Annotated in this window: 9 protein-coding genes and 1 pseudogene; 6 read left to right on the top strand and 4 right to left on the bottom strand. The window is 55.7% G+C overall.

What is annotated here, in order from left to right:
* Positions 1-384 precede the first annotated feature (384 nt).
* The 4 genes from M3436_08315 to M3436_08300 are packed head-to-tail and all read left to right on the top strand — an operon-like array spanning position 385 to position 3,946.
* Complete coding sequence (locus M3436_08315) at positions 385-1,071, top strand: ATP-binding cassette domain-containing protein (protein MDQ3564128.1); 687 nt, start codon at positions 385-387, stop codon at positions 1,069-1,071.
* A 3-nt stretch (positions 1,072-1,074) separates the two neighbouring features.
* On the top strand, positions 1,075-1,827 hold the full coding sequence (locus tag M3436_08310; protein MDQ3564127.1) for an ABC transporter permease: 753 nt from the start codon (positions 1,075-1,077) through the stop codon (positions 1,825-1,827).
* Between the two features lie 3 nt (positions 1,828-1,830).
* The gene (locus M3436_08305; protein MDQ3564126.1) at positions 1,831-2,826 is read left to right on the top strand and encodes an ABC transporter substrate-binding protein; all 996 of its coding nucleotides are present in this window, start codon (positions 1,831-1,833) and stop codon (positions 2,824-2,826) included.
* A 7-nt stretch (positions 2,827-2,833) separates the two neighbouring features.
* On the top strand, positions 2,834-3,946 hold the full coding sequence (locus M3436_08300) for a methyltransferase (GenBank protein ID MDQ3564125.1): 1,113 nt from the start codon (positions 2,834-2,836) through the stop codon (positions 3,944-3,946).
* Between the two features lie 456 nt (positions 3,947-4,402).
* Here the strand turns inward: M3436_08300 and M3436_08295 are convergent, their stop codons facing one another.
* Together M3436_08295 and M3436_08290 are read right to left on the bottom strand one after the other, a co-directional pair.
* Positions 4,403-4,633 (bottom strand): hypothetical protein, encoded by a 231-nt coding sequence (locus M3436_08295; protein ID MDQ3564124.1) that lies wholly within the window; start codon positions 4,631-4,633, stop codon positions 4,403-4,405.
* Between the two features lie 42 nt (positions 4,634-4,675).
* The gene (locus M3436_08290) at positions 4,676-4,864 is read right to left on the bottom strand and encodes a hypothetical protein (protein MDQ3564123.1); all 189 of its coding nucleotides are present in this window, start codon (positions 4,862-4,864) and stop codon (positions 4,676-4,678) included.
* A 2,163-nt stretch (positions 4,865-7,027) separates the two neighbouring features.
* Between M3436_08290 and M3436_08285 the strand changes: the two genes are divergently transcribed.
* Together M3436_08285 and M3436_08280 are read left to right on the top strand one after the other, a co-directional pair.
* A complete protein-coding gene (locus M3436_08285; protein ID MDQ3564122.1) occupies positions 7,028-7,834 on the top strand; it encodes an SDR family NAD(P)-dependent oxidoreductase in 807 nt (268 codons plus the stop codon).
* Between the two features lie 118 nt (positions 7,835-7,952).
* Positions 7,953-8,222 carry a YugE family protein gene (locus M3436_08280; GenBank protein MDQ3564121.1) on the top strand — a complete coding sequence of 90 codons (270 nt, stop codon included), beginning with the start codon at positions 7,953-7,955 and terminating at the stop codon, positions 8,220-8,222.
* A gap of 102 nt (positions 8,223-8,324) precedes the next feature.
* Here the strand turns inward: M3436_08280 and M3436_08275 are convergent.
* Both M3436_08275 and M3436_08270 read right to left on the bottom strand, forming a co-directional pair.
* Positions 8,325-8,444 (bottom strand): annotated as a pseudogene (locus tag M3436_08275) (aldo/keto reductase).
* A gap of 330 nt (positions 8,445-8,774) precedes the next feature.
* Positions 8,775-10,226, bottom strand: a complete 1,452-nt coding sequence (locus M3436_08270) for a coniferyl aldehyde dehydrogenase (protein MDQ3564120.1) — start codon at positions 10,224-10,226, stop codon at positions 8,775-8,777.
* Positions 10,227-10,390: the final 164 nt, after the last annotated feature.

Raw genomic sequence — 10,390 nt, 5'->3', positions numbered from 1 at the left:
TGAACAGTCGTCGCACCGCCCAGGCTCCCGACGCCCCCAGCTATCCCCGGAGGCCAGTACTCTTTCACCCTAGGAGGCCAGGCTTTACTACCTTCTTTCAGACTCATCTTTGAATTAGAAAATACTCGAACAACCTATATATTTGGTTAAGCCGAGATCGACGCATCCCAAGGTAACGCCTTGAGTAGCTATCAAGTCTGTTGTTCCGTCGTGTAAGGAGAAGGTGATGGCACACTGATTGCCCGACCTAACCGCATGTGGTAGGGAACTTTGGCATTGACAAACGAATGAAATTGAACGTGAAATCAGCTAAGGGCTTCCACGTGCCAGCTTGGTCTGCGATTGGCCCGTTAGAACAATCTGGCCCCGAAAAGATGGTCGAGATTGAGAAAGGCGTTTTCGGTTACTGGCACTATAGTGGCCGGGCCGGTGGACCTTACGATCGACAAGCGGGAGGTTGTGGCCATTGTGGGTCTTTCTGGGTGCGGTAAGACCACGATTCTGAAGACAATTTCTGGTGAGATTCCGTTGATAAGAGGGGCAGTGCACCTGGATGGGCATGCCCAAAAACGAGACTGGCTGGTTAAGCATTTGGCCAGAACACTTCAGAGCTTTCCACTTCTGCATTGGCTCACTGTTGAAGGAAATCTGAGGCTTGCCGCCCAGATACGGGGGCTGCTGGACGGGCTCGATGTTGACCGGGTACTCAGCGAGTTCTCGGCGCTACACCTGAAAGAGAGATATCCCAAGAACCTGTCTGGTGGGGAGCGCTGCCGGGCCAGCCTTGCCCAGGCCGTGCTCGCGGAGCCTAAGGTGTTACTGTTGGATGAGCCGTTCACCGGTCTGGACTTACACGTGAAAGAGGAGATTGCCGAGCGGCTCTTCTCCTTCGCAGAGTCCCATGGCACAAGCATCTTGTTTGTCACCCACGACCTTCATGATGCCTGTGAATACGCCACGCGGGTCGTGGTCCTTAGCGGACAATTGCCCGCCACTATTAACGCCGTCGTTGATCCACGGATAGAAGGCTCTGTGGCTCTGATACGTAAGGCAATGTTGAGTAAAGGTTAACCAGTGAACGTCTCGAAGAATATCGCAAGATACACTGTCTCCGTGCTGGTGCTCATAGCGATTTGGGAGATGTTGGTATTTATCCTCCAAATGCCGGAGTACGTATTACCGGCACCTGGGAAGGTAATCGCCACACTTGTAAGTGACTATGACGTTTACGCGCATGAGGCCGGGGCAACCCTTATAAATATGGGCGTAGGCGGATTAATTGGTATTACGTTGGGCGTGTTGGTAGGACTGCTTATAGCTTACTCTCGGACCTTGCTATGGCTCGCCGAACCGTACCTAGTGATCTTTCAGAGCTTCCCCAGAGAAGCACTGATACCATTAATCGTCGTCTGGTTAGGTTTCGGGCACGGACCAAAAATAGTCAATGCGGCGCTTTTATCATTTTTCCCGATGGCAGTGATTACAATGAACAGCCTGCTCGACTCCCGTGGAGAATATCTCGAGTTGGTCAGAAACTGGGGTGCCTCAAAGTGGCAAGAGTTTATCCACTGTCGGCTACCGTACGCGATCTACCCTATCGCCGGTGGCTTGAAGATAACGGTTCCGCTCGCCTTAATTGGGGCAGTATTAGGTGAGTTCATGGGAGGAAACGAAGGGCTCGGACATGTCATTGTGTCGTCAGGAGCAAACTTTCGCTTAGAACGCAGTTTTGCAGCCTTGGTTGTGTTGTCGGCGATTGGAATTACCTCGTTAGCCTGTGTTCGCTTTCTTCAGGATGTATTGTTGGCTCGGTTTAGGCAGGAGTAGAAGATGAGACTCATCCGATTGTTGTTAGCCATAACCTTACTGATGGTCGGGACGCTATTGAGTGCCCAGGAGCGTTCCGCTGCGGAAGGGAAGACGACAGCCAATAGGAGAAGCCAGGAACAAGTGTCCTTGAAGCCGCTCGAGTTTCTTATTGACTGGCAAGCGGAACCGACTTATCTCGGTATCTATTACGCAAAACATTTCGGTGCGTTCAAAAACCTGGGACTGGATGTATCGGTGGTGCAGTCATGGGGTGCAAACGAGGCGGCCGCCGCAATTGCCGCCGGTAAGTACAAGATCGGCACGTCGTCCGGTGGAGCGACGGTTATTGCTAACAGCAGCGGTGCCGGCCTCGTATCAACGGCCGTTATATACAGACGGTTGCCAACAGCGGTCTTTGGTCTGAAAAAGGCGGGCGTTCGGAATCCAAAGGATCTAGCTGGGAAGACCGTTGGCATCTATGCAAAAAGCATTACGGGAAATGAGTTTGATGCCTTCATGAAATTGAACGGCTTAAAAAAGGACGATGTCAATGTTGTGTCGATAAGTGGGCCAGATTTACCGCTGATACTGGCAGGCAGAGTGGATGCGGTGCTGAACTATTTTGAGCTTAGCCCCACCCAACTTGCTCTTGAGCATGAGACTTTCCAGCTGTTACTGGATAAATATGGTGTAAAGGGCTATGGTCTGAATGTCATCACGTCAAGGAAGACATACGAGGAGGACACAAAGCTAATTGAAGGGATCACACAAGCGGTGTTGCTAGGGTACCGCAAGGGCTGCGCAAACCGTGAGGCCGCTACGGCCTCTTTTTTGAAGGAGTTTCCTGAGAAGAATTCAGAGTATGTCAAATCCAGCTGGGCAAAGGTTTGCAAGTTCATAGGGGGTGATTACGGTACGCAGACCGTTCAGGGATGGCAGTCGACGATCGACCTGTACGGGAAGCTCGACCTACTAAATGGGCCGGTTAGTCCGGCCGACATTATGCCAAGAGAGTAAGGTCACCATGGCGACTTCCATGATAGCAGCGCAAATATGCGGCACTGTGATTGACCAAGCGGAAGCCAGTGTCATGGTGCTCGCGGAGAGTCAGAACGAGCGCTTCCCTTACCGCATCCAAGCCTTCGGGCTGGAGATCGAGGTCCACCCCAACGTGTTTTCACCCAAGCACTTTCACGGCTGGGAGGTCTTCACGCGGCATTTCCCGCGCGTTGTGGGAGAGCGGGTCCTGGAGATCGGTAGCGGGACCGGAATTACAGCAGTGTATCTCGCCAAGCGTGGGGCACGGGAAGTCGTGGCGGTGGACATCAACCCGCAGGCGGTAGAGAACACGCGGAACAACGCCCGCTTAAACAGGGTGACAAATTTGGAGGCCAGGGTCAGCGACGTCTTTTTCGGAATCGACGAGGCCGAAAAGTTCGACGCAATCTACTGGAATCTACCGTTCATCTATATGCCGCCGGAATATAGATATCGCAACATCCTGGAACGCGGTCTCTTCGACCCAGGCTACATGTACACGGAGCGCTTTCTCGCGGAAGCGTCGGCTCACCTTGCCCCCGGAGGGCGGATCTTGGTTGGCTTAGCCGATTTTGCCGATTTGGACCGTTTCATGGTATTGGCGACGAAATATCGTTACCGGAGGCGATTAGTGGCAAGCGAGCCTTCGGTCGAGGTGAATCCCGTCGACTTCAGGCTCTATGAGCTGAGGCCTTTCACCAAGGTTTTCTACGCCATGCCATTTACAGGCCGTTCACATGGAGAGATCGTGGCCTCGCGGGCAGCGCTTCACCGTATAGCCGAGAAACGGGATCTGGACCTCTTGGAGCAGTTCGTGGGTGTCGAAGAGGAGGATAAGTTCGAGTCACACGGTTACCTCCCCCTGTTCATTGCTAAGAAAGATCACGACCTGCTAGCCCAGGCGGATTTGGTGGTGGTGGATTATTCAGGTCACTCCATCGGGCGCGATTGCGAGACAGTGATAGCCAAGGAGGTGATGGACAAGCGGATCATTGCGGTCGTCCCCGATTCGCATGTAGCGAATTGGCTTCGATCATCAGGTGCTGCATCTTCTTGCCGCGTGGCCCCATCGGCCTCACTCATGGTTGCCCCCTGGTGACCTGTGCGCTCCACCGGTCTCGTCGGAGGCAACGGCCAGCATGGTGTGGCGCTGCGGCGTCGGCGCGAAGGTGTTTGTGGCGAATTCCAAATTCTAAGAGAAATTCCACGTTGATTGCAGTCTTGTGAATCATAGCCGAGTGGGTAAGGTAGTGGCATGCGAGAACTCTTCGTCCTCCTTGCTCACCTTCTCGCGACGCTGGTCAAGCTCTGCCGCCGCGGCGGACTTCATGCGGTAGTGGCCGAGTCACTGGCGGTGAAGCATCAACTGCAAGTGATAAACCGGACGCGTCGTCGTGCGCCAAGATTGACGCCGTGGGATCGATTGATCTTTGGTCTGTGCGCTGCTTGGATCCCACTGAAGCGCCTCGCAAAGTGCGCTGTCGTTCTCAAGCCTTCCAGCTTCACGCGGTTTCACCGAGCTTTGGTACGGTGTAAGTATCGATGGTTATATTCGTCACGAAAGCGTGGCCGTCCTGGTCCCAAGGGGCCAACGAAAGAAGTCATTGCGGCGGTCGTTGAAATGAAACGACGTAATCCCCGCTTGGGTTGTCGGAAGATTGCAGAGCAAATCTCGCACGCCTTTGGTATTGAGATCGACAAAGATGTCGTCCGCCGCATTTTGGCGAAGCATTATCATCCCGACTCGATCGGCGACGGCGTGTCCTGGTTGACGGCTATCGGTCATGCCAAAGACAGCCTCTGGAGTATCGATCTCTTTCGCTGTGAGTCAATCTTGTTGCAAAGCTATTGGGTCATGGTAGTAATTGATGTCTTCACGCGACGGATCATCGGTTTTGGCGTTGCGCGTGGAGACGTTGATGGGGTTGCCGTGTGTTGGATGTTCAATCACGCCCTCGTCAAGCACCCCTTGCCGAAGTATGTGTCCACCGACAACGATCCGCTGTTCCGCTTCCATCGGTGGTTGTCGAATCTACGCATTCTTGGGGTAGAAGAAATCAAGAGCGTCCCCTTTGTGCCTCAGTCGCATCCTTTCGTCGAAGGCCTAATCGGTACGCTGCGGCGCGAGTATCTTGATCATCTATTCTTTTGGAATGGGCCAGACCTTGAGCAGAAGCTCCTTGCGTACCGGGACTACTATAACCAGCACCGTTGCCATACCGGGTTACGGGGCGAAACGCCGAACGGCTACGGGACGGGGAAAGCGGTTTCATCCGCAACGATCGTACGAATGGCTCAGCCATTGCCATGGAATGTTTTATCTGCCTGCTGCCGGATAGGAGCAATAATTCGCAACAGACAGGCTTTACCTGCGTCAGGTAGAAGTCGGAGACCGTGTTCTTTTCGATTTCCACAGCGTCGCGAGCGATCAGAAAATCAACCCGCCCGTCGTCGGAGTCCACTCCTCGGCCGAGCCTGCCGCGAGACGGCCGCACGCACCTTTGCCCGGACTCGGGCCGGGGCTTCTGGACGCGTTCGGCGAGCGGATCAGCGTTTTGCGGGCGCTCCGCAACAAGGGTTACGGCAGATCATGCGCCCGGCGCACGAAGCGGGTCAAGCCTAGTCCGACTTCCGCAACTCGACGTAAAAAAATCGGGGCTGGTAGAGGAGCCGGTCGCCCGCGCTCCCCCCATTTAGAACCCGCCGTGCCCGATTAGGGCAACGGGCTCAGGATAACCTCGTTCACGTGGTGCATGGAATTAGTACAGCGCATGGCAAATCCGCACCGCAGGGAGAGGGTGACTGGCGACGAACCGTTCACACCGCTCCCAATTGAAGGATTTGCGTTGGCTTCGGCGATTAAGATGGCGAAACAGAATTCGCTTGGCTTGACAGTGGAACTCATTCACCGCCTTGCCATTGAACGACACCGCATAGTACTGGATGTGTCCCCGCAACTTGGCAGCGAACACGTTCCATAGTTCTTTTGAGGCAACACATTCCGCACCTTGCGGGCCCATTCACCCATCCGCTTGAGCTTACTGCGCAAGCGCTTCCCGCTCGTCTTCAGCTTGGGAATCACGGCACCACGCCGCGACCGGCCCAAGTAAAACGTAAATCCGAGAAAGTCAAAGCCATCCTGCTTCTCACCCCGCCGTTGGGCTTGCTTGGAAAACCCCACCCGCCGAGTCTTCTCCTCATTAAGCTTGAGGTGGTACTTGGCTAGGCGGCTGCTAGCGCTTTCGTGATGCGCTGAGCGTCCTGCTCATACTGACAGCAGATGACCGCATCATCACCATAACGTATAGCGCCGATTTCCCCGGACACGATGTAAAGTGAGACATGAGGTGTCGGGAAGGTGAACGGCTATGGGCAAGAAATCGGAGCTATACACACCCCAGCCCGCTTGTTTGTCACAACCTTGTCACACCCAAAATGACGCAATATGATTAATCATGATGCATCATGATTAATCATTGTTACGCTATTTTTCGAGGTATCAAAGGATTAGGCATGTAAGTGCTTGACATAAAAAAACAAATAATTTTGCGGCTGCGCACTTGAAAACCGTTGTGGGGCAACCCACCGGGGGTTCGAATCCCTCCCTCTCCGCCATGCATAACAAGTAGTTACGCGTTTCTCCCCGCCACCGTGGCGATGGGCTGGCCTTGAAAGCGCTGTTTGAGCGATAGAGCCCACACCTCGATGGCTTTGGGGCGATGAGGCAGGACGTCAAACTCCCGCTGCCCACTGTCGGCGGCTTGTAAGCAGATATCATGTTTCGCATCCGCCCAGTCGATACCGCGAAGGCGGCGAATTCGTTGTCTGGTCGAGGCTTCACGTGTCAACCTCCCGAAGTGCTAGAGTATAAAAAGGGACGTGCGTGCTTGAGTTCTGCGAAGGCGATATAGTGAGCCGGTGCGACGGCAAACCCTGAGTGTTCGTTGACGAACTCAAGCGCACCTGCGGATTCGAAGCTGAGTTAGTAAACATCCTGTGTTTGGCGCTCAATATTCGTAATCCGCAGGCGCATGTCCCGCTTTCACTGGCAGCTACCTGCCGGCTGTGGGTGAGTTTCACTGAAAGTAGGACGGAGTACCTATACCAGTGTTCCAGGGGACGCCCCGCAAGCGGCCGCCCCTTCGGCGTTAGGCACGAAAGTGCATGAGGATGTAACTCGATGATGATCAACGGCAAGCTAGTGCTGGTGAGTGGGGCTTCAAGCGGAATCGGCGCAGCTACCGCGAAAACGATCGCGAAAGCTGGGGGACGTGTGGTGCTTCTCGCTCGGCGCAAGGAAGCCTTGGATCAGGTAGCTGCCGATGTTACCTCCGCCGGTGGACAAGCCTGGACATACTCGGTTGACTTGGCGGATGCGGATGCAGTTGCGGCGGTGGCGAAGCAAATTGCGGAAGAACTGGGGACGCCGGACCTTATCATCAACAATGCGGGGGCAGGCAGATGGCTTTTCGTCGATGAAACGAGTCCTGCAGAAGCGGTTCAGATGATGGCGGTTCCCTACTTTGCGGCCTTCAACGTGACGCATGCGTTTCTACCGGCCATGCTCAGACGAAACAGCGGTCATATCGTGAATATCAGTTCCGTGGGATCACGTTTTGTCTGGCCTGGAGCCACCGCCTATCTAGCGGCCCGGTGGGCGGTACGTGGCTTTACGGAGGCATTGCGCGCGGATCTGGATGGGACGGGAATCGGAGTGACCTTGTACGAGAGTGGTGTGGTGACATCACCCTACTGGGAGCACAATCCAGGGAGTCATGAGCGTGGTCCGAAAATGGGAAAACTGATCCCAGAGGTAACCCCTGAACAGGCCGCCAATGCTATTGTCAGAGGTGTCGAAAGGAACAAGCGTCTAATTGTGATCCCGTTCATGATGAAGTTGTTCTACTGGCAGCATGCGGTATTCCCTGGGGTGGTCCAGTGGCTAATGACCAAGACAGGATACCGTCGTACGCAAGGGGAGAAATAAGAGTCGTGCCTAATCGTCACTCAAGCCGACGCCCGGGATCGCTGCGGGTTCTACCAAGCGTTCGTGGCGGGCGCGGCTTAGTTCTGTACGTTAGGGGTTCCGGCAGCAGGAGTCAGCGATGGAGCAGCGAGAGATCGAGGAAGTAGCCCAGGTGCTTGCCGAGTGGAACCCGTTGGGCACCGCGGCCGATGATGTCTCCGACCTCGATGGTTACGGGACGGAGGCGATCGACATTATTTCAGTTTTGCGCATGAAACCACGTGCACAAGCGCCGGCGACCATTGTGATGCAGGTACTCAATCAAGCATTCGATCTTTCGTTGACGTTAAGCGAATGCAGCGCTGCCGCACAGAAGATCAGCGCCATCTTGGCGGTTGCGCGCAAATAGTAGCGTTCACATGGCCACCCCTAACTTTATTATTTCACCGGACGCGCTAAAAAGGAAACCCTCAGAAACGGATTTAGGGTTTTCGCTTGCGGCGCCCGCTTCCTCGTCCACCTCGGTGTTGCCCCAGGCGCTGAACAGCGGGCCTTTGCCGCCGAACGTACCGGTACCGAAGCCCAGCACCGGGACCTTGAAGCCCGAGGCTCCCAGAAAACGGTATTCCATGGTGTTTTGTTCCTTACGGTTAGGCATAGACGTTCCACGATTAAATGGGCCCTGCTTGCATCACGCTTAGAGGTTTAGATCTTGATGACGATCTTGCCGAAATGCTTGGCCAATGGCTGGGTGTGAAAAGACCTCTTTGACCTTCATCAGCAAAGACATGGTCGATGATGGGCCGGATGATGTTCGCTTCGATGGCCCGGTTCATGGCCTCGAACTGGTCGCGGCTGCAACCCGCTGGGCCCGCTGGTGGGCATCATGGCCTGAATGGCCGGTACAGCGCTCACTTTAGGCTTCCTTTTTTCAGTCCTCGGCCGGTCTGCCTGCCGGCAATCAGCGCAGCAGGAAATCGACAGTGCGTTCGAATAATTTACCGAAGGGCGGGCGTACGACGTCGGTGAAATTGAGCCTTGCCTGTTCGAAGATACCCTTGGCGTGGCTCATGGTCTTGAAGCCTTCCTGTCCGTGGTACGCACCCATGCCGCTGGCGCCGACGCCACCGAACGGAATATCGTCCTGCGCGTAGTTTAGATTGGTTTCGTTGATCGCGACGCCGCCGGACGTCGTGCGTTCGAGAACCAGCTTGCGGCCGGGGCCGTCCGGGCCGAAGAAGTACAGCGCCAATGGCCTCGGCCGTGCATTAACATAGGCGACGGCGTCTTCGAGTTCGCGATAGGGCACGACCGGCAGGATCGGCCCGAAAATCTCATCCTTCATCACGCTCATCTCTTCGGTCACATCGAGCACGACCGCCGGTGCCATCGTGCGCCGGTGCACGGTAGCGCCGTCGTCCGCCTGCGCGCCGATCTCGATGACGCGACCACCCTTCGCGCGGGCATCAACGAGCAAATCTAACAGTCGCGCATGGCGGCGGTCATTGATGATCGACGTGTAGTCGGGGTTCGCAGCTATATCCGGATAGAGCTTCGCGACCTCGCGCGTGTACGCGGCAACGAAATCTTCGACCTCTTGCTCGGCCACCAGCACATAGTCGGGTGCGATACAGGTCTGGCCGGCGTTGGTCAGCTTGCCGTATGCGATGCACCGTGCAGCCTTTCGAAGGGAAGAGCCCTGCTCGATGATAACGGGCGACTTCCCGCCGAGCTCTAAAGTTACCGGCACCAGGTTTTCGCTGGCCGCGCGCATGACAGCGCGTCCCACAGGCGTGCTTCCCGTAAAAAGGATGTGATCGAACGCGAGCTTTGAGAACGCCACCCCAACCTGCGTGTCGCCGGTCACAACTGCCACCTGATCTTGCTGGAACACGTCAGCCAGCATCGATGCCATCAGTGCAGCCGTGGTCGGCGTGAATCCGGACGGCTTGATCATGGCGCGGTTGCCGGCTGCGAGCGCCGTGGCGAGCGGCATCAGCGCAAGGGCAGCGGGATAGTTCCACGGCGATATGATACCGACCACACCGAGCGGCTGATAGACGACGCGCGCTGAACCCGGCAAGAAATGCAAGGCCACGCGCCGTTTTTCGGGACGCATCCATCGGGCAAGATTACGGTGGAGATACTTGACCCCGTCGACGACAGTCGCCATCTCGAGAAGCGACGTTTCCTGGCGCGATCTGTGGCCGAAGTCGGCGTTGATAGCGGCGACGAAATCTTCCCTACGCTCCTGCAGAGCCCGCTTGAGCTTCATCAAGTCGCTGCGCCGCTGCGCCAACGATGGCGGACCGTCTCGCAGGAAAGCGGCGCGTTGCCGGTTAAGCACCGCGGCCAACGCGGTGTCACTCTTGAGTGCCGTCACAACGATCGTGGCGACCTCCTGCTCAGGCATCGAGGAACGGGTTGGAGCGGTAATATGAGTATTGGTAGCCATGCTGGGTCTCCGTGCTTTCAGTACTGGTGGAACAATGTTCGGGGCGGCTCTTCGTGTTTCCGGTTGATACGCTGCTCGCCTGTCTTTAGGAAGCTCAACAATCGTACCACGTCAGGTCCAGT

The sequence above is a fragment of the Pseudomonadota bacterium genome (assembly GCA_030859565.1).
Taxonomy (GTDB): Bacteria; Pseudomonadota; Gammaproteobacteria; order JACCXJ01; family JACCXJ01; genus USCg-Taylor.
This window is presented reverse-complemented; position numbering and strand designations above follow the sequence as displayed.

What these genes read in the sequence shown, in the direction of transcription:
- M3436_08285 (MDQ3564122.1), top strand. Translation starts at nt 7,028, where the DNA reads ATGATGATCAACGGCAAGCTAGTGCTGGTGAGTGGGGCTTCAAGCGGA.
- M3436_08280 (MDQ3564121.1), top strand. Translation starts at nt 7,953, where the DNA reads ATGGAGCAGCGAGAGATCGAGGAAGTAGCCCAGGTGCTTGCCGAGTGG.
- M3436_08300 (MDQ3564125.1), top strand. Translation starts at nt 2,834, where the DNA reads ATGGCGACTTCCATGATAGCAGCGCAAATATGCGGCACTGTGATTGAC.
- M3436_08290 (MDQ3564123.1), bottom strand. Translation starts at nt 4,864, where the DNA reads ATGGAAGCGGAACAGCGGATCGTTGTCGGTGGACACATACTTCGGCAA.
- M3436_08270 (MDQ3564120.1), bottom strand. Translation starts at nt 10,226, where the DNA reads ATGCCTGAGCAGGAGGTCGCCACGATCGTTGTGACGGCACTCAAGAGT.
- M3436_08295 (MDQ3564124.1), bottom strand. Translation starts at nt 4,633, where the DNA reads ATGACCGATAGCCGTCAACCAGGACACGCCGTCGCCGATCGAGTCGGG.
- M3436_08305 (MDQ3564126.1), top strand. Translation starts at nt 1,831, where the DNA reads ATGAGACTCATCCGATTGTTGTTAGCCATAACCTTACTGATGGTCGGG.